We start from the raw sequence: 18,978 nt of genomic DNA, 5'->3' as shown, positions 1-18,978 counted from the left end.
ACTACTCCAAATAAAAAGTGCCGAATCATCGGCACTTTATGTCATTGTTCGGATAAACGTTTAGGTCTACATATGTTTCACGCGACGTTTAACTTCTTCCTGTTTACCAAAGTTAAACGGACGCGCATCAGGGCTACCTAGATACCCGCAGACTCGACGAGTAACCGAAACCTTAGAAGGGTTATGGTTACCACACTTCGGACAAGTAAAGCCTTTACTGGTACAGTCGAATTCGCCAGTAAAACCACATTCGTAACACTCATCAATAGGTGTATTGGTACCGTAGTATGGAACACGTGAGTAACTGTAGTCCCACACATTTTCAAGCGCTTCGACATTGTGTTGAATATTCGGATATTCGCCGTAACAAATGAAACCACCATTGGCAATTTCTGGGTAAGGCATCTCAAAGTCAATCTTGTCGTAAGGGTTCACCTGCTTCTCTACATCCAGGTGGAAGCTGTTAGTGTAGTAACCTTTGTCAGTTACCCCATCTACAACACCAAACTCTTTCGCGTCGATAGCACAGAAACGGCTACACAAGTTCTCACTTGGTGTGCTGTATAGGCTAAAGCCGTAACCCGTTTCATTTTTCCAAAGCTCAGTCGCATCTTTCAAACGTTTAACAATCGCGATGGCTTTATCACGCAGCGCATCGCTATCGTATACATGCGTATCATTGCCATATAGGGCGTTAATTGTTTCATGGATACCAATATAGCCCAGTGAAATCGATGCACGTCCATTTTTGAAGATTTCTGACACGTCGTCATCTGGCTTCAAACGAACACCACACGCACCTTCCATATACAAAATAGGAGCAACACGCGCTTTTACGCCTTCTAGGCGGCTGATGCGGGTTTCTAGCGCACGGCGCGCAAGTACCAATTTGTCATCCAGCATAGCGAAGAACTTAGCTTCATCACCTTTCGCCTTCAGTGCGATACGCGGTAAGTTCAGACTCACCACACCTATATTGTTACGGCCTTCGTGAATAAGCTCACCATTTTCTTCGTATGCACCTAGAAAGCTACGGCAACCCATTGGGGTTTTAAACGAGCCTGTCACTTCAACCACTTTGTCGTAGTTTAGGATATCTGGATACATACGCTTAGATGCACACTCAAGCGCCAACTTCTTGATATCGTAGTTTGCATCTTCCAGTTTGTGGTTAAGGCCGTCTTTAATAGCGAAGACTAATTTCGGGAAAACAGCTGTCTTGTGGTTTTTACCCAAGCCCGCAATACGGTTTTTCAGAATAGACGACTGGATCAAACGTGATTCCCATGATGTCCCTAAACCAAAACCAAACGTAACAAATGGCGTTTGACCGTTCGCGGTGTGCAGAGTGTTTACTTCATACTCAAGTGATTGGAATGCGTCGTAACACTCTTTTTCAGTACGTGCTTTAGCAAAGGCTTCTGGTTCTGGAATATCCCACTCGTTGGCAACTTGTAGGTGCTTTTCATAACTCACAGATACGTATGGAGCTAATACTTCGTCAATACGGTTGATCGTTGTACCACCATAAATATGGCTTGCTACCTGTGCGATGATCTGAGCTGTTACTGCTGTTGCCGTAGAAATTGACTTAGGTGTGTCAATTTCTGCATTACCCATTTTAAAGCCATGGGTCAGCATACCGTTCAAGTCGATCAGCATACAGTTAAACATTGGGAAGAAAGGTGAATAATCCAAATCATGGAAATGGATATCACCATCTTCGTGTGCTGAAACAATATCACGAGGTAGCAGGTGTTGCTTTGCGTAGTGTTTGGCCACAATACCAGCAAGTAGATCACGCTGAGTCGGGATCACCTTGCCATCTTTGTTTGCGTTCTCATTCAGAAGCGAAGCGTTGCTTTGATCAATCAAACCACGAATTTCGTTATTCAGGTGGCTCTTCTTTTCACGCGCAAGGTCACGGTCGTGGCGGTACTCAATATAAGCACGTGCAACTTCTTTGTGTGGACCATTCATCAGGTGATTTTCAACCGCATCCTGGATAGCGTGGATCTCCACCTGCTCCTGGTCAGCGAACTGGGACAGTACTTGCTCAGCAACTGACTCAGCATAGGTAGCATCCATTGCCTCTACAGATTCGGCAGCACCTAATACCGCTTCTTTAATACGCTTGGTATTAAACGGTACAAGGCAGCCATCACGCTTAATCACAACAGGGTTCACACAAGTCTCCTAAAAATGACAGTGTCACGAAAACCACTAAATATAGGGCTTACTAAATTGACCAATACAAGATGTGGTGTATTAAGCGAGAATTCAGGAACGGAAACATTGATCTATGTCAGTATTTTACCAAGAGCGTACACCTAACAACCGATGTTTTCGATGAGGTCTCAAAACTGACATTTTCATCCGTTTCATTGCAAAATTGTCAACTCATTTATTTATCCCTCGGTGCTGAAATCACTAAAAAAAAGCTTGAATATTTTTTAGAGCTTAAGTTCAAATCACCCTCTCGTGAAAGGTTGATTCAATTCTCCCAAAGGTGCTTTTTGTCGGTTATCTCCTCGACCTCTATACTCAAAAGCATCACTGTGAATGGGTACTTTATGCGAACTGCCTTACCTTTATTGTTCATCATTGGTGTACTGTTGTCCTCAACCTGCGGCGCATTCCAAATTACACCGCAGAAATACGAGAGATATACTGGTGATCTTCCTGTTATGGAGGAGAAGCGTGTTATCCGCGTACTTGTCGCCGCTGACTTAGGGTTTTACTACCTTGATCGGGGTCAGCCCAAAGGGCTAATCTCTGAAATGCTGAGATTGTTTGAACAATTTGTCTCAGAGAAAACCCAGAAAAAATACCGTATACAAATCATTCCCGTTCACCGGGATCAACTACTGCCCGCTTTGAACGCAGGCATCGGGGATCTTGTTACGGCTAACCTCACCATCACACCCAAACGTATGAAGCAGGTCGATTTTAGCCATCCGATACTGACTGATATTCAAGAATTATTTATTACCCATTCTACCCGGAGCCCCATAACTACTATCAAACAGCTCTCAAAAAAAAGCGTTTGGCTGCGGGCCAGTTCAAGTTATTACCAAAGCATCCGCCGAATAAATAAACGATTAAAAAAACTAGGAAAAGAACCTATGTATGTTCATTTTCTAGAAGAAACACTTCAGGATTTTGAGATGCTACAAATGGTTCAAGAAGGTATTATTCCCATGACCGTACTCGACTCACACAAAGCCGAGTTTTGGGATTTAGTTACTGATGATCTTCAAATACACTATGAGTACCCAATCCGCAAAAATAGCGCTATCGCTTGGAGTTTTCGCAAAGACAGCCCTGAATTTAAAGCCATTGTTGATGAGTTTGTGGAAAACAACCGCCGTGGTACGTTGAACGGAAACGTCTTATTCGATCGCTACCTCAACAGTAAAGCGTGGTTCCAAAAGGTCATGAGTCCCGATAACATCGATAAATTCAAAGAGCTTGAAAACCGCTTTATTCGATACGGCAATATGTATGACATCAACTGGCTGATCATCGCCGCCCAAGCCTATCAAGAATCAGGCTTTGACCAATCTAAGCGATCACACGCTGGTGCTATAGGCATTATGCAAGTACTTCCACAAACGGCTAGCGAGCCTTATATCAATATCCGTAACATCCAGAATATCGAAAACAATATCCACGCAGGGGTGAAGTACATGGACTTCATTCGCGAGAGATACGTCACTGATGATGACACTGATGAGCTCAACCAACTGTATTTCGCCCTGGCAAGTTACAATGCAGGGCCAAATAGAATACGACGCTTAAGAAAAGTTGCAGAAGAACGCGGCTATGATCCAACCAAATGGTTTAATAACGTAGAGGTGATTGTCAAAGAGGAAGTTGGCATGGAACCTATCACCTATGTCGGTAACATCAACCGTTACTTCACCATCTACAAGCAAATTTTCTCGCTGCAGAATGCAGCTGGACAGCGTATGGCAAGCTCCAACCGCCTACGTTTCAAGCTATCTCGATAATTTGGTTACGTTTTAATCAAGACAACCTCGAATACAACAGACGATGAGATCAACCTCTCGCTTTCATCACGTTGTCATTTAATGTCACTACTCTTACCAGTAAAACAAGATAATGCAGTTAAGGAAAACGCTGCTTGGGAATAACCTTGCTATAGGCCTCTGCTGTAGCACTCAACAAGGCATACATTTATGGATATATTGAACAATACAACAATTGTTGTACCGACCGATGAAGAGCTACTGGCCAACTGCCCAGATAGCCTGAACTTAAATGATGAAGAAGACGAGCTCGCCAACGAAATTATTGTTCTTTAACAGTAACCTACTCGAATTAAGCAATGAGCTAGCACTCGGCTAGCTCATCCTCACTAAAAGTACTATTCAGTGGTTATAAAATCAGGTCGAATTCTAGACATCAACACCATATCGATGTATTTACCCGCCTTGAACGTACTAAGCCGTTTGATCCCTTCTATCTCGAAACCCACTTTATTGTACAACGCACAGGCGACTTCATTATCTGCATGTACTTCCAACTCAAGGCGAACTAAATTAAGCCAGTTATCCGCTTGCTCAATAGCTTGCTTCATCAAGTAACGCCCTACCCCTTTGCCATGACAAGAAGGGTGAACCGCTATCGCCAAGAATGCCACATGTCTATCCCGAACCTTGTTGGTTAAAAATAGCGTGACATGCCCAACAACCTTTTCATCAACTTCAGCGACTAAAGTGTAGTTATCGGGGTTAACGAACAACTGCCCTACATTGTCAGAACTTAAAAAGGGCTTCTGGGAGGTATTTTCCGTCACCTCAGGTAGGCGATAAATATCGAACAAGTCACCGTTGTCCGATTTTTCATAATGTCTAATTGATATTTCCACTGGTATCCTTCCCTAGATATATCTTAGCTTCTGTCAAAATCGCTCTCTTTTGCAGCCAATTAATCCCTTCTCAAAGGGCGTATCACACTCTCAAGTCCTTCAATTTTCATTTCAAGGGCGAGTGCCATCAACAGCCCAAGCTCGCCTTCCGGAAAACCTTTTTTCTGGAACCACAGCAAATATTCTTCCGGCAGGTCAATAATGACCCGGCCAGCATATTTGCCAAAAGGCATCTTCACATTCGCAAGTTTTACGATTTTTTCTTTATCAAACACGATAGGCCTGTTTTCATTTCTTTAGAGGATGGAATAACCAGTAGCCTGAGCTTTACTCTGCCAACCATTGCGTCGCTGCAATGATGTCATCACCAGCGGTAACTTGAGCGACAAATTGGCTTCCCGGTTGTACCTTACCTACACCGGATGGTGTTCCTGTCATCACGATATCACCATCGTTCAGTGTCATGAAGGTTTGAATTTCTTTCAAAATGACATCTGGCGAATAGATCATCAATGAAACGGTGCCAGATTGCATCAATACATCATCAATGAAGAGGCGTAGCCCTAATTCACCACTCTCAGTGGATGGTAGAGACACAAACGAGCTAAACAATGCAGAACCATCAAAGGATTTACTGCGCTCCCAAGGCAATCCTTTTTGCTTTAATTTACTCTGTACACCACGCTTGGTAAGGTCGAGGCCTACCGCTACCGCATCGAATCTGCCATTGCGGTACAGAAATGATAACTCAGCTTCGTAGTGGACCTCGTCGCCGTTATGTGAAGCGAACAGCGTCTCTGAAATAGCAGAATTGGGCTTATTGAATAACACCATCTCATCAGGTATTTCATTTCCTAACTCATGAATATGAGCGACGTAATTACGCCCCACACACACGACTGTATTAGGGGTAACGGCTTGCTTATCGACGATAACTGTTTTCATTTCAATCCTTTTCAATGATCCTTAGTTATTGCAAAGTAACATCGATAAAAAAAGCCAGCAATGGCTGGCTTTGAAAAATTATTCGTTTTAAGTATTAGATTTATGTGCACAATAATCGATTTAACGACACTCTATTCAGACACAAACACTAAGTTCGCATTGACGGGAACAGTCAGCAATATAGAGTTAAGCTTGGCAATATCTTTGAGCTTTCCAATCCCCTCATCAAGACCAAAAGCCCCAGCTTGTATTTCCACAGGATTGATCGTTGAAACCAACAGACCACCATCATCAAGTCCAGTAACCTGAACGGTGGCGTTTAACGCCTCAGACTTGCCATGCAAATCGATCTTGAACTCAACATCCTGCACCACTGTTTGTCCTGATTTCAATCCACTGATAGCGTCGCTATCCACTTTGGCTTCGATGGTTGTCAGTGGGTATTGTTCTGTATCGAAGAGCTCTTTCTTCATTCGTTCATCACGGATCTGAATCTTGGTATCGACACTGGTTAGATCAATTGACAGCGACACCTCTCCTTTATCTGAAATAGAGCCACTTAGATTACGAAAACCATGTTGCTCCATCACACTATCATTCTTCACGGAAGAGAAACCCACAGAAGAATGAGTGCCATCTAACTTCCAACCCGCCCACGTATTCGTCGCTCCAAGCATAAGAGCAGCAGAGACACTGCTAAACATAACCGCTTTCTTCCAAGTTAACGCCATTGACTTCCCCTTCTCTGGTTATTTCTTTGAAATATCACTTAGAAAATATAGGTCAGTTCTTTACTTAGCGTTAATTGGCGGAAAGGTCACCCTTTCCCCTTCTGCAGTTAGAATCGCAATATCGACAGGTTTACCGTCAGCATCTAGCCTCACTTCTCCAATCGCACTTCGGTTGATCAAACGGTGGTTTCCAGGCAGATCTGGATCGCGCTTGAAGATCTTGAGGCGTTTTCGCTTGGTCAGTAAATTGAGTGGTGAACGTGGGCTGTACAATATGCGGTCCATAAAATCACAAACGCGAAGTAACGCATTCGGGAACTCATTTTTGATACCACTTGAAGTGATCTGGTAGATATTCGGGCTGCTATTACGGAAGCGAAGTTTAACGTCATACGCAAACGAATAGTGTACGTCACCAGATAGAATCACAAAGTTTGTTGGGGTTTTGGTATGAGTGAAGATACTGATGAGCGTGTTGGCCGAACCTGGGTGAGCCATCCAGTTTTCCGCATCAATCACTAATGGTTGCCCAAGCCACGTCATACCACGCTGTAAGGTTTCTATAAACTTCACCCCAAACATCGGCGCGGCAGATACAAGAATCACAGCAGGTTCATTTATCAATGACATCTGTAGTTCGCTAAGTGCTTCCCAGTCCATTAATCCTGATGGCTTGTTCATTTTCGACTCAGAGCGCCAACGGCGGGTGCGGGTATCTAACACCAACATTTTGGGTGAAGTGCTGATGGTGTAATGCCATTCTTCAAAACGATAAAGATAATCTATGAGGCTATCTTGGTTATCACTGGTCGGCTTAACGAAGTATGCTTCTACATGACTAAAAAAGGTCTCATCAAAGCTCTCAGGAGCATTCCCCCAGCCTTGGCATAACCAGTAACTGATTAAACCGTTTCCGATAATTCTCCGGGAAAAGTGATTATGGTAAGCTGCTTGTTCCCACCCTACCGTCAGGTTCCAATCATCGGTGACATCGTGATCATCAAAGATCATATAAGTAGGAATATGCGCCATTAAACGACGGACTTGGGGTAACCCCTCGATAAACTGATCAATTGTCGCTTTTTCATCAGCCCACAGTTTTTGCCATTTATCCTCAAGCGTATGCCCTTGCCACTGAAATAAGTTCTTTTCCAGCTTCGCATTATCGACGAACTGCCACAGTACAGGCGACCATACCAACAAATACATAGCATTGAACTCACTCAACGTGATGAGATGGTTACCTGACTCGCGGGAGCTAAATACCGGTGACTTACGCCTCAGCCAATTTGCGATGCTCGGAAATCGCTCAATGATTTCATGACCACTTTCAAGATACTGAGGTAACAGCTTATCCCTACCGTAAAAGTTATCAGCATGGCTAAATAATTCTTGCGTGTTAACGACCGGGGCTTTATCGAAACTTTCATCATAAAGGCCTAGCAAATGGATCACTTGCTGAATACTGTCTAACGTTGAGCCAGCCACGTGATCGGCATAGATCTGATCGCCACTCATCATCAGCAGCGATGGACGCTCCTCTATACTCTGGCCCGCAACTTTTGAATCCGCGGCTACTAGGCTGTCCTTGCTTGGATAATGCGGGTTACGGCAAGAACCATGCATCACATAGTCAGCTTGAGTTTTAATAATAAATGTCGGCCGTGACTCCCCGTCATAAAGTAGATCGGGGACTAATTCAGTCAGTAAGCCATCTTGGGTGTTGATTTGGTATTCCAGCGGAGTGTTAACAAGGAACTCTCCATAAAATGTCACCTGGAATATCCAAGCACATTCACCAATCCGAATGTGCTTTCCTTGTGAAAAATCTCCGTCAAAGAGCGCTGATTGCTCTGCATGATGATAGAGAGTAAAGGTGCCAGTAAGAGGGCGAGAAACGGCAAACCACAGCGTCAACTCCTGCGAAGTAGCCTTACGCAAAATCGGCCCGGCGAGGATAAGGGGCAGCATAGTTGATGAATGGGATTGTTCTGTGGTTAATGGCGATTCAACAGTCATAAGGCGAAGATACTCTTAACTTTTTATATTTACTTCTGGTATGACATTAACAGCAACAATTTGTTTAATAAAGTTATATACCCAAGTAACGTCAAGGGCGTTTGAGTATACCTAAAACATCTTGGCCAACTCGGTATACATCCACTCCATAACTTGGCCAATCCCCTTGTCCCTTCGCTTCACCGCACCCATTTCCACCATTAAAGGCTCCGGGATTTCTTCGGTTGACAGCTCAACAAGCTCATCCACATACCATTCTTCTTGTGCAACATGCTCGGGTACCAACGCCCAGCCGACTCCACGTATTACCATCGAGGAAATTAAGTAATAGCTATCAATATGCCAATAATTAGATGAAATTGGCTTCGCTTTTCCCACCCCCATACGATCGCGAATGACCAGCTGCCTATGTTGGGTAAGATCAGAAATTTTAGGTACTGGAATTGCAGCTAATGGATGCTCTCGTGAAACAATCAAAGCATGCTTAAACTGGCCGATTGACGTAAATTCCAAACTGTCAGGTAAGACATCCTGATGAAATAACACACCCAAATCGGCCTTCTCGGTTGCCACCCACTGAGAGATATCTTGCTGTGAGCCATTAATAATAGTCAGCTTTAACAATGGATAAACCGATGTTAAAGAAGCAAATAAGCTTTCAAAAGCTGTGATAGGCACAGCTTCATCAATCGCAACGGTAAACGTCGCTTCCTCACCTGATGAAACGGTCATAGCTCGTGCTGACATTCTCTCACACTGAGCGAGTACGGCCTGAGCTTCGATGTACATTTCTTCCCCTTCAGGGGTCAGAACCGGTAGACGGGCACTACGGTCAAATAACTCAAAACCTAAGTCCAACTCAAGATTGTTAATAGCAGTACTTACCCGTGACTGCGCCTTACCGATACGCCTGGCCGCTGCTGAAAACGAACCTTGCTGAACTGCGCACACAAATGCTTCAAGTTGATCTACCGTCCAATTCACGATTTTTCCTGCTATTCCTGTTAATGACTCTTTTATTCTATCCGAAAAGCGGATAGATACTAACTTCAATCAATCTTGATAGTGGTGATAATGGTATCAAAGTCATAGAAGCCAACGTTCCCCACGCAAGAGAAACTCATGCACGAGACATTCACGCAAGAAACACCAATAAACAATCAAAGTATCAGCAAAACCTTCTGGCGATACGCTGTTCCCTCCGTTGCCGCTATGCTGGTAAACGGCCTCTATCAAGTGATTGATGGTATTTTCGTCGGTCACTATATTGGCTTTGAGGGCTTAGCCGGTATCAATATGGCCTGGCCTGTAATTGGTCTTATTGCAGGCCTAGGGCTCCTTGTAGGCATGGGTACAGGCAGTTTAATCTCAATTTACAAAGGGGAAGGTAACCACAGCAAGGCGCAGCAGGCCCTATCAACCGGCCTTGGCCTTATCGCTATTGCCGGGCTATTAGTTATGGCACTGCTGAGCATGATTGCGCCATCACTGTTGATCGCGCAAGGTGCAACAGGCGCACCACTCGAAATGGGCAGTGCCTATATTGAAGTGTTTACGTGGGGAGCTGTGTTTACTATTGCCGCCGGAGCGCTTCCGATGTTGATTCGTAATGATGACAGCCCTAATTTCTCAACGGCCCTGATGATGGCTGGTGCAATTATAAATATCATCCTCGATTACATTTTCATTGCCCACCTAGATATGGGGCTAAGAGGCGCAGCAATTGCGACCATTATTGCCCAGATCTCTATCACCATCGTGGCGGTGGCGTATTTTTTTACGCACTACTCCAAGCTAAGGCTCAGCCTGAGTAACTTCAAGTTCAGCCTTGGTATTGCAACCAATGCAGTGAGTCTAGGGACGTCTAGCTTATTCATGTACGCGTATTTCAGCTTTATTGTTGCCATTCACAACAAGTTATTCATGGATTACGGCAGCGCTATTCACGTCGGCGCATTCGCGATTGTCGGCTACCTGATGACCATGTATTACCTGCTTGCCGAAGGTATTGCCAGTGGTATGCAGCCACCTGTTAGCTATTACTATGGTGCCGGACAAGGTAAGAAGATCCGGGCAACGCTTATTCTTGCAAGCAAAGTTGTGGTACTGACAGGGATCACCTCGGTAATTTTCTTAAACCTGTTCCCTAATACCTTAGTGAGCTTGTTTAATAATGGAGAGCTAGCCTTAGCCGTAGAAACAGTAAATGGCTTACGATTGCATTTGTTCGCAATGTTCCTTGATGGCTTTATTGCCCTTGCCTCTGTGTACTTTATGTCTGTTAATCAGGGGGGTAAGGCTTTAGCAATTTCAGCAGGTAACATGCTGGTGCAAATCCCTTTCTTATACTTCCTGCCACAGTGGCTTGGGGTGGATGGTGTTTGGTTATCGGTTCCTCTATCCAATATCCTATTAGCGGCGATTGTCGTGCCCTTGGTATGGAAAGACATTCAAAACAAGCAGCGCAATGATATTTCACTGCGTACTGTCACTGCCTAAGCGTCATTCGGGTTCCCCCAAAAGACGCTCAGAGCATTAGGCTAGTTGTGAAAAAGGTCGGTTAATCCCATCTCAAGTCTTACTGTTGAAGCGAACCAGTCAGGCTGTCCTCGTTGATAGCCTGCTCTGGTTTATGGCGAATAAAGAAAACAAGGGCAAGTAAAAATGTCAAACTCTCACCAATAGGTAATGCAATGACAAAGCGATTATCTTCAAAAACAAAAAACAATACGATTAGCAATGACGCAGGGAAAATCAGACTGCGGCATAGAGACACCACACCAGACTGAAACGGTAAGTGAATAGCCGTCAGGTAGCCTGATATGGTCATGTTGACACCAGCAAATATAAAGATAGGCCAAATGTAAAAAATGAATTCCGTTGCCATTGCCACGGTTGCTTGTGCACCTTGATTATCAAGGAACATGTAAATCAATGATTCGTTAAAATACAGTAAAACAAAAATAAATAACAAACTAACCGAGAACGTCATTGCGAAGGTTATGTTCAAGAACTGTTTTAACCTTTGTCTATTGTTCGCCCCAAAATTCTGACTTAGCATCACTTGTGCAGTATCAGAAATTGAAAAATAAACCATAAACCCAATCATCAATAAATAGTTTAGCACTGTGATAGCAGCGACACCCTCAATACCAGCACGTGAAATTAGCATCAAATTAAAAATAAATGCAATAATTCCACCAGAGATTTCATTAATGAATTCTGATAATCCATTGTATGCCGACTGTAATACTTCTGACCATTTTTTCTGGCGCAGTGAAAAACGCAATTTTCGCTTTCGGCTTAAAAAATATAATAATAGTGTTAGCAACGGAAATAATTGTGATAACCCGGTAGCCCAAGCAGCACCACTCAGTCCCCAATCGAATACGGCTATCAGTAGGTAATCGAGCGCTATGTTTAATATCGAACCAATAACCAAAGCAGTGGCGGCAAGGGAAGGAAAACCGTCAAGCCTAACAAAAAAATACAGAACAATCGTGATAAGCTGCGCTAAAAGAAAAGGTAGAATCACACGATAATACTGACTCATTAAAGGGATCAACTCCTCACCTGCACCCAGCAATCTGAACAAGAAAGATTCGAGCAGTAAACCGACGGTAATAATGACAACTGCATATACAACAACCGAGATAAGAATCTTACTGAATATCGCAGAAGCTGCTGTATTGTTCTTTTCCCCGAGATACTTCCCTGCCCTCACTGATCCGCCAATTGATAACATTAGCCCTACACCGAAAAGGACTGATAATATTGGAATGATCAGATTAACCGCTGCCAGTGCCGAGACCCCGACGAAGTTGCCGATGAAAATCCCATCGACAATGGAGGCTGAACTCATCGCAAGCATACCAACGACAGAGGGCATTAAATATTTTAGAAATGTAGTAAATATGGGGCCATCAATGGCACTATTTTGTTGTTCTGCTCGAGGAGACATGAAGCTCTCAGGTGGGTATTAAATGTGAAACGCACAATAACAAGAATTGATAGCGTACACTAGTAATCATTTGTTCAATGAAGAACAAACGATTATCTTAAAGCAGAATATAACTACCCCACTTTATATACTGCAATAAAATATAAATTACGTGTAACAATACAAGGAGAGGGGATCCGATACTTTCTTTCAGATCTCACATCCCCTATTTTTCAGTAAACATTGATCAGACTATACTGGCGTATGTTCTTTTATATCAGAAAACCACATGAGTATTAAAATATCCCTTTCTTCTTGATCTTCTGTACATGCGCCAGTCGTTCATTCAAATCGACTACCGGTGATGGGTTGTCAGACGGTTCATCCTGACGAGTCGTACTTCTTTGCGATAGCGTACGGAGCAATGCCGTTTGCGCTATTAGTTGATTTTTCAATTCAGCAATCTGATGTGATTGAGAGTCAATCATTGCTACGAGCTTTGCATTCTGATCGTTAAGTAGGTCAATACTGCCAATTACTGCGTCATCTTTACCTTCTGCCTCAACACTATCCGTGCGTCGTTCCGATGAAGATATGTACTCTCGTGTCAGTTTAGCTTCGGATTTCACTTGCTCGCTAATCGACGCTTTTAAAGCCTCAAATAGTGCAATTTGCGCTTCTTGGTTAGACTCTTGCGGTGAGTTCTTTACTAAAAAGCCCAAACCTTGCAGTGTGTTTTCCAGCGATAATTCTGATACCTGAGATTCTGTTACCTGTAAACTCAACTGTTGTGACAGTTCAGGACTTAGCAAGTGCATGAACAAACCACTCAAATAGACCTGCTTTTGAACATTTCTCGCATTGAGAAGCGCCAAACCATTCTCTTCCGCAGACTCAGCTTTCAACCGCGTAAAATCATCTGCCCATTGATGAAGCACTTTGCTAGCATACAAGTCGGCTGGGTTATTCAATGGGTCGAGATAAATAGAGTAATTTATCCGCTTAAGACGTTCAGCCATTTACGGCCTCTTGCTCTGGCATGTTCACCGCTTCACCATCGGCATGATACAAACACAACTCGCGCGCTAATGCTTCTTGGGGTTTATCCACTAGCACTACACGATCACCCAAGGTTTCATAAGCTTTCTTCACCGCAGGGTAAATCAAACTGGCACCGCCGCCCACAAGGTAAACACGGTTCGGGTTTTTGGCGAACTTTTTCGCTTCGTACGCCACTTGCTTACCTAGTTCATCTATCTTTGTTTCAATCTTTTCGAGAATCATTGGGATCTGACTTTCGTCATTCACCACTTCTCGAACAAAGTCATAGTTAGCTCGCTGCTTGATTAGCTCATTAGCGACTAAATAACTCGAGTCGCTATCTGCAACCGCTAGAGATTTTCGGGCAACATCTGTCACCATGGAAACGCCAATTTCGTTATTACCATAAATGGCAGACACATCATCAAACTCGCCGACAATCACCCCCATATCCAGTGTCGTTCCGCCAATGTCAATCACCAAAGAGCGGTTAAACTGACTGACAGACTGCATAGTCAGGGTCGATAATACCGCAGGCAAGCTTTCAGGCATGACTTCGACATCGATGATATCGAACAAATCACCTTTATTAAGCTCAATCTGGCGCATTAGGTTTTCACGCTTACGAGCAATCTTATCTTCGTTTTTCTGACAATCTTCGGCGTTGTAGTACTCGGTAATCGGCAGTGTAACCACCAACTGTACCGGCCCCGGTTCAATACCCGTTTGCAGCAATGCATGATGCACAGATAATAGATTCAAGTCATCGTACTGATAATCAACATGGGTTGTTTCCAACGCCTTATCTGAGGTCATATCGTACGTATATTTAGTCGAGCCAATCGTATAATTAAAGATCTTCTTGTCTTTTCTCAGTGCGGCACTTTTCCAGTTTTTACGGAATGAATTCGGTGAGATAACCGTGTGTAATTCACCATTTTCAATCCAACTTACTTTAACGTTGGTTGAACCATCATCAACCGCAAATTTACGTGGCGTCATTGTGATCCTGCTCTTTTCTCAAGGGGATATAAGTTTGTCTGCGCGAAGTAAATAAAAACCCAGCGCCAATGGCAAACCTAACACCATAGATTTGAAGCAGTTCGGCAAAACAAAAAGAACCTAACCCATTCACTTAAGAATCACGAGATTTGGTCGTACGCTTAATGTGGGAGCGATTATTAGCTATCAATTACAACACTTATGACCAAGTGATCCAGGAGTCACTTGTATGGGAGAACATTGGAGCCGCGACTTGTGACTAACCAGTGAAAGTAGAAATATAACCAAGAGGAAAAACAGCGACTCATAGAATCGCTGTTTTCACATTTACTTCAAGATATCGTAAGGCTTCGCCCAGTTGTAACGCTGGCTCAGTTCTTTTTTAGCATCCTGATACCTAGATGAATTAAGCATCGCTTTTACATCATCGACAGTCAGCAATTCTTCACTACCTTGTAGGTGCTGATTACGTACAGAAAGAATATCTTTGGCACTTTGACGCAGCGAATCAAAAGACACTTCATCACCATTGCCATTCACAAATGAAGTATAAACTTTTGCAGTCGTTCCCGGCTGTGGTTTACCACAGCTATAGATTGAAGGGTTCCATAGACCATCTTTTGAGTGATACTCCGTCACAGGCCGGCCTTCAGCGATATCTTCAATCATGCAATAGGTTGGGCTCAAGCTCACTAAGTTGTGGCTATTATTAAAAGCATGAGCGACCCAATCACCACCGCTTGCTTCATCTGTTTCATCTTGCCACACCCAGCTATCAGAAGGTCCAGTGAATGATTGACCAATCGCGAAGCTTTGCGGATCGGAGACAAAGTATGCCGTATCACCGTCTTCCAACTGGTATGCCTTAACAAAATCGCGATGAAATTCGTAATGAGCACTGTCAGTATGAAGGTTACGACCATAATAAGGGCCATCAACTAAGCCAACGGTATTAAAGTTTGTCTCGGTTATCACCTTAACATCACCATTCACAGGACGGTCTGAATCACCCTCATTGATATAGTAAGGATGATCACTGAACAGCAGGCTGTCCCCACCTGATATGATCCCGCTTCTCGGGCCTGAGTATTGATAACTAGCAACATCGTAACTGGTTTCAATACGACCAGAGCTCATTGCAACGTCATCTTTAATGACACGAACCGATGTCCCGATCCAGTTACCTTCATATTTCAGTACATAGTCCTGAGTAATGACTTCACGTCCTGATTGAGGGTCAATATCATAGCTCTGAATGTCAAAGTGAGCTGATGTCGGGTCGAAATCCCAACGTCTAAAGAAGGAAACCTTAGTGCCTTTCTGGCTTATAGCCCGTGGCTCAAAATCATAATTATCATCACAGGCTTGACCGCGCCTTGCGATATAAGCCAAATTAGTCCCGTTGACATCAACACGGCATACAAACTGATCATGAAGTGCAGAAGCGTTCACTTTTTTAACGATATTAAAGAATGCATCTTGGCTTACCGTTGAATTGTGTGCCTGAAAATACCCCAAAGCTGCATTATAAGAAGCTAATTGAGCCTCAGAACTTACCGGCAGTGTCAAAGCATAATCCAGCAAAAAATACTCTGCCTTATTTTGCTGAATTTTATTGACAGCATAGCTAATTAGTTCTTTAGATTGATAATAACCTTGTACATTAGGCGTCGCATTGGCGTGGGCTGCAGTCATGACAAGAAGAGCACTGATAATCGTTTTTTTCATTTTATCCCTTACTTCTCAAAATTTGACGGTGTACGCATGCCTGTCCCGTTATTCGAGGCATATTTCACGGCTTGGAGCATTTCTATGTCACTGTCATTAACACTAAGCTGAGTTTGACGACCGTGTTGTTGGGCAGCACTACTAGAAGAGTTATTAGAAGATGAGTCGCCACCACCACAACCAGTCAGGGATACTCCCACTGATAGGAGTAAAACTATTAATCGACATTTCATTTAACGCAGCCTTATATCAAATACTTATCGTAATAACGCAGGGAATATTGAGCACTGTTTTTTTCTGTCGAGGATTATAAATTCAGCTAGCGTTCAGGTTCAAGTCAATAAATGAATGAGTTTGTATGGATAAGCTTAGATATTTTATAAATTAAACTCTGTAAAAAAATTTACTGTTTATTTTTTATGTAGTTAAACGGATTCATAAACAGCATATAGAATATATATTTTGATAACGCCAATCAAATTTTCCATTTTTGGATGTGCATTATTGGTGGTAATTGAGAACAACGCCCTTGAATAATTTAAATTTCCAAGGGCGTTAAATATATAAGAATATTAAGTTAGATTTGTAGCAACTGAATCGTGGTCACGATCTTATCGTTTAACTCTGGGTGAATAATCCCGCCATTTTCAGGGTCGAAATTGTCATAAAAACTCGGTACTGATAAAGCTGCCTTCACCTCTGCGCCAAAGAATGGCATAGATGCTTCAGCTGCAGCCAATACATTTTTGGCGCCACCAGGACCTGGAGATGTCGACAGCAAAACAACTGGTTTATCTTGGTAAACCTTCGGCTCGATACGCGACACCCAATCAAACAAGTTCTTATAGGCAGCAGTGTAAGAGCCGTTATGCTCAGCGAATGAAATTAGCAACGCATCGGCAGATTGCACCTTCCTGAGAAAAGCTTGAGCGAGTGACGGTTGACCTAACTCTTTTTCCTTGTCTTGACTAAAGAGAGGTAGCTCAAAATCATTAAGATCCAAGACCTCGACATTCATGCCTTCTAACTGCGAGGCGGCATAAGTGACAAGTTGTTTATTAATAGAGGTTGAGCTATTACTTGCTGCAAAGGCGACTACTTTCATTATGGCTTCCTTTCATCATGTACTATTTTGCTTGTTAGATAACATTAGCAATCCATATTAATGAAGTAAACTAGGTGCCTTATTTACCTTTCTCTTTATAAAACCACATAAAAAAAGAGGAAAGCTGCCGCTCTCCCCTAATTAAAAACCTATTTCACAATGTCACTAGCTCATAGCCTCTGTTATCTCATCAACTTATAGCGATAAGATCACGCCTGCAATCGATGCACTCATCAGGTTTGCCAGAACACCTGCAGTGATAGCACGGAACCCCATCTTTGAAATAAAGGTACGACGCTCCGGAGCCAAACTACCTAAGCCACCAATCAAAATAGCCATGGTAGAAACATTAGCAAAACCGCACAGTGCAAAAGTCACAATAGCCAAAGAATGCTCACTCAACTGATCTTTCACTTCCATCATCTGAATGAATGCAACGAACTCGTTCACAACAATCTTGCTACCAATTAATGAGCCAGCAACTAATGCTTCATTCCATGGTACACCAATCAAAAAGGCAACCGGTGCAAAGGCGTAACCAAGGATCAACTCAAAACTCAGCTGCAGACCGAATAGCTCACCAATATTGCCCAACAAGCCATTAAGCAACGCAATCACACTGATGAAAGCCAGCAATGTTGCACCCACCGCTACAGCGATACGCACACCCGACATCGCACCATCGGCCAGCGCTTCAACAACATTAGTCGCACGTGGAAGCTCAACAGAAGTAATTTCATCTTCATCAGTACCCTGATCGCTCGGTGGTACCATCATTTTCGCCATCAACAAGCCAGCCGGTGCCGACATAAAGGCAGCAGCAATTAAAAAATTAAGCTCCACGCCCAAAGATGCGTAACCGACCAAGGTGCCACCAGCAACAGATGCCAAACCACAGGTCATCACAGCGAAGAACTGTGAGTCACTCATTTTTGTTAGGTAAGGTTTTACCACCAGTGGCGCTTCAACCATGCCAACAAAAATATTGGCTGTCGCAGATAGCGATTCAGCTCGGCCCGTACCAAGCAAACGCTGAAGCCCTCCGCCAATAATATTAATCACTTTTGGCATCAAGCCAATGTGGTACAACGCAGAAATCAGTGCCGAGAAGAAAATAATAATACCAAGTACATTGATGGCAAATACAAAGCCAACACTACCGGTTGCCAAACCACCAAACAAAAAGCTGATCCCTTGCTGGCCATAATCAATAACGCTAGAAACACCCGCCGTCACTGCATTCAATACTTCCTTACCAGCGGGTACATAAAGCACTAGCAGAGCAAAGATGATCTGAAGGCCGAACGCGAGGGAAACTGTTCGGAATGGAATATTGCGTCGATCTGTTGATATAAGATACGCAAAAACCAGAATGGCGAAAATACCCAGTAAGGAAGACATGAAATAAGCACCTTTGCTCTAAATGTTGAGCCGCGCATTCTAAAGAGCAAAGGTTTGCGTACAAGGTGTGTTTGCTATTCGTTTGTTACATCCCAATCAAGCCAGCAAAAGCAAAAAACGTAACGTGTTGAATTTTTTGATTTAAAAATCAACCCGCCGATTATTATTGCCA

Annotated in this window: 17 protein-coding genes; 3 read left to right on the top strand and 14 right to left on the bottom strand. The window is 43.3% G+C overall.

What is annotated here, in order from left to right; all coding sequences use genetic code 11:
• Positions 1-66: 66 nt before the first annotated feature.
• A complete protein-coding gene (gene nrdD, locus ACVA58_RS19655) occupies positions 67-2,187 on the bottom strand; it encodes an anaerobic ribonucleoside-triphosphate reductase (RefSeq protein WP_446512063.1) in 2,121 nt (706 codons plus the stop codon).
• Positions 2,188-2,573: 386 nt separating this feature from the next.
• Here nrdD and ACVA58_RS19650 point away from each other — a divergent pair, with 386 nt between their 5' ends.
• Both ACVA58_RS19650 and ACVA58_RS19645 read left to right on the top strand, forming a co-directional pair.
• A complete protein-coding gene (locus tag ACVA58_RS19650) occupies positions 2,574-4,013 on the top strand; it encodes a transglycosylase SLT domain-containing protein (protein ID WP_446512062.1) in 1,440 nt (479 codons plus the stop codon).
• Positions 4,014-4,202: 189 nt separating this feature from the next.
• Positions 4,203-4,328 (top strand): hypothetical protein, encoded by a 126-nt coding sequence (locus ACVA58_RS19645; protein ID WP_446512061.1) that lies wholly within the window; start codon positions 4,203-4,205, stop codon positions 4,326-4,328.
• 62 nt (positions 4,329-4,390) lie between these two features.
• Here ACVA58_RS19645 and ACVA58_RS19640 read toward each other — a convergent pair whose 3' ends face one another.
• The 6 genes from ACVA58_RS19640 to ACVA58_RS19615 all read right to left on the bottom strand — a co-directional run bounded on the left by ACVA58_RS19640 (position 4,391) and on the right by ACVA58_RS19615 (position 9,573).
• Positions 4,391-4,894: a GNAT family N-acetyltransferase gene (locus ACVA58_RS19640; protein ID WP_446512060.1), complete on the bottom strand. Its 504-nt coding sequence runs from the start codon at positions 4,892-4,894 to the stop codon at positions 4,391-4,393.
• A 59-nt stretch (positions 4,895-4,953) separates the two neighbouring features.
• Positions 4,954-5,169, bottom strand: a complete 216-nt coding sequence (locus ACVA58_RS19635) for a DUF3820 family protein (protein WP_039469726.1) — start codon at positions 5,167-5,169, stop codon at positions 4,954-4,956.
• Between the two features lie 52 nt (positions 5,170-5,221).
• Positions 5,222-5,839 carry a fumarylacetoacetate hydrolase family protein gene (locus ACVA58_RS19630; protein ID WP_446512059.1) on the bottom strand — a complete coding sequence of 206 codons (618 nt, stop codon included), beginning with the start codon at positions 5,837-5,839 and terminating at the stop codon, positions 5,222-5,224.
• A gap of 131 nt (positions 5,840-5,970) precedes the next feature.
• Complete coding sequence (locus tag ACVA58_RS19625; RefSeq protein ID WP_446512058.1) at positions 5,971-6,570, bottom strand: YceI family protein; 600 nt, start codon at positions 6,568-6,570, stop codon at positions 5,971-5,973.
• A gap of 60 nt (positions 6,571-6,630) precedes the next feature.
• On the bottom strand, positions 6,631-8,589 hold the full coding sequence (locus ACVA58_RS19620) for an alkaline phosphatase D family protein (RefSeq protein ID WP_446512057.1): 1,959 nt from the start codon (positions 8,587-8,589) through the stop codon (positions 6,631-6,633).
• Between the two features lie 111 nt (positions 8,590-8,700).
• Entirely contained in the window at positions 8,701-9,573 is an 873-nt protein-coding gene (locus ACVA58_RS19615; protein ID WP_446512056.1) for a LysR family transcriptional regulator, read from the bottom strand.
• 138 nt (positions 9,574-9,711) lie between these two features.
• On the opposite strand from ACVA58_RS19615, the gene ACVA58_RS19610 reads away from it, so the two are divergent.
• Positions 9,712-11,088 carry an MATE family efflux transporter gene (locus ACVA58_RS19610; protein ID WP_446512055.1) on the top strand — a complete coding sequence of 459 codons (1,377 nt, stop codon included), beginning with the start codon at positions 9,712-9,714 and terminating at the stop codon, positions 11,086-11,088.
• A gap of 79 nt (positions 11,089-11,167) precedes the next feature.
• Here ACVA58_RS19610 and ACVA58_RS19605 read toward each other — a convergent pair whose 3' ends face one another.
• The 7 genes from ACVA58_RS19605 to ACVA58_RS19575 all read right to left on the bottom strand — a co-directional run bounded on the left by ACVA58_RS19605 (position 11,168) and on the right by ACVA58_RS19575 (position 18,806).
• Positions 11,168-12,550 carry an MATE family efflux transporter gene (locus tag ACVA58_RS19605; protein ID WP_446512054.1) on the bottom strand — a complete coding sequence of 461 codons (1,383 nt, stop codon included), beginning with the start codon at positions 12,548-12,550 and terminating at the stop codon, positions 11,168-11,170.
• Positions 12,551-12,825: 275 nt separating this feature from the next.
• A complete protein-coding gene (locus tag ACVA58_RS19600; RefSeq protein ID WP_446512053.1) occupies positions 12,826-13,548 on the bottom strand; it encodes a hypothetical protein in 723 nt (240 codons plus the stop codon).
• A complete protein-coding gene (parM, locus tag ACVA58_RS19595) occupies positions 13,541-14,572 on the bottom strand; it encodes a plasmid segregation protein ParM domain-containing protein (protein WP_446512052.1) in 1,032 nt (343 codons plus the stop codon). The genes ACVA58_RS19600 and parM overlap by 8 nt, the downstream gene beginning before the upstream one ends.
• Positions 14,573-14,899: 327 nt before the next feature.
• Entirely contained in the window at positions 14,900-16,300 is a 1,401-nt protein-coding gene (locus ACVA58_RS19590) for a porin (RefSeq protein WP_446512051.1), read from the bottom strand.
• A gap of 8 nt (positions 16,301-16,308) precedes the next feature.
• A complete protein-coding gene (locus tag ACVA58_RS19585) occupies positions 16,309-16,533 on the bottom strand; it encodes a hypothetical protein (RefSeq protein WP_446512050.1) in 225 nt (74 codons plus the stop codon).
• A gap of 344 nt (positions 16,534-16,877) precedes the next feature.
• Complete coding sequence (locus tag ACVA58_RS19580; protein ID WP_446512049.1) at positions 16,878-17,405, bottom strand: NADPH-dependent FMN reductase; 528 nt, start codon at positions 17,403-17,405, stop codon at positions 16,878-16,880.
• 195 nt (positions 17,406-17,600) lie between these two features.
• On the bottom strand, positions 17,601-18,806 hold the full coding sequence (locus tag ACVA58_RS19575; RefSeq protein ID WP_446512048.1) for a NupC/NupG family nucleoside CNT transporter: 1,206 nt from the start codon (positions 18,804-18,806) through the stop codon (positions 17,601-17,603).
• Positions 18,807-18,978: the final 172 nt, after the last annotated feature.

Source organism: Photobacterium sp. DNB22_13_2 (assembly GCF_052873915.1).
The sequence above is the reverse complement of the archived record's forward strand: the minus strand, read 5'-3'. Positions and strand labels throughout refer to the sequence as shown.